Source organism: Vibrio sp. 970 (assembly GCF_033339075.1).
Genome location: NZ_JAWOTW010000316.1, coordinates 1 through 700, shown reverse-complemented (window position 1 = coordinate 700; position 700 = coordinate 1). Strand labels below are relative to the sequence as shown.

The 700-nt window shown below is 45.6% G+C and carries 3 tRNA genes; all 3 read left to right on the top strand.

Annotation, left to right across the window (positions count from 1 at the left end):
* Positions 1–105: 105 nt before the first annotated feature.
* The 3 genes from R7Q11_RS26405 (at position 106) to R7Q11_RS26395 (ending at position 453) form a co-directional block, all read left to right on the top strand.
* Positions 106–190: transfer RNA gene (locus tag R7Q11_RS26405), tRNA-Leu, on the top strand.
* Positions 191–240: 50 nt separating this feature from the next.
* Positions 241–315: transfer RNA gene (locus R7Q11_RS26400), tRNA-Gln, on the top strand.
* Between the two features lie 53 nt (positions 316–368).
* Positions 369–453 (top strand) — tRNA-Leu (locus R7Q11_RS26395).
* Positions 454–700 lie beyond the last annotated feature (247 nt).

Sequence of the window (700 nt, the reverse complement as noted above, 5' to 3'; positions counted from 1 at the left end):
GCGGAATTGGTAGACGCACCAGATTTAGGTTCTGGCGCCGCAAGGTGTGAGAGTTCAAGTCTCTCCTTCCGCACCATCTTAAATTAATCTACACTATCAGAATACGCGGAAGTGGCGGAATTGGTAGACGCACCAGATTTAGGTTCTGGCGCCGTAAGGTGTGAGAGTTCAAGTCTCTCCTTCCGCACCATTCTTTCTCTCGATAAGAGAGGTTAAGTAGTCTTTGACTATTTACGCTGTAGGGCTATCGCCAAGCGGTAAGGCAGCGGCTTTTGATGCCGCCATTCCCTGGTTCGAATCCAGGTAGCCCTGCCACATACAATGATGTTGAGATTTTACCAATTATCTTGATATCTACAGAATAAGTTGCGGAAGTGGCGGAATTGGTAGACGCACCAGATTTAGGTTCTGGCGCCGCAAGGTGTGAGAGTTCAAGTCTCTCCTTCCGCACCATTATCGGAAAACCCAGCATGACTTTGCTGGGTTTTTTCTTTTTTTGGTTCTGGACTCGGGAAATCATTAGATTTGCCGAATTAAAAAAGCGAGCTCATGGCTCGCTTTTTTTCTATCTGTGATTTGAGTAGCTTTGTGCCGTCCTAAATAAGGTTGACACTTTCCCCCCAAAAAAAATTGGAGAGTGTTATGAAATCAACAACTAAAAGAACTCAGCGCGATTACTCCCTCGCTTTTAAACTCACTG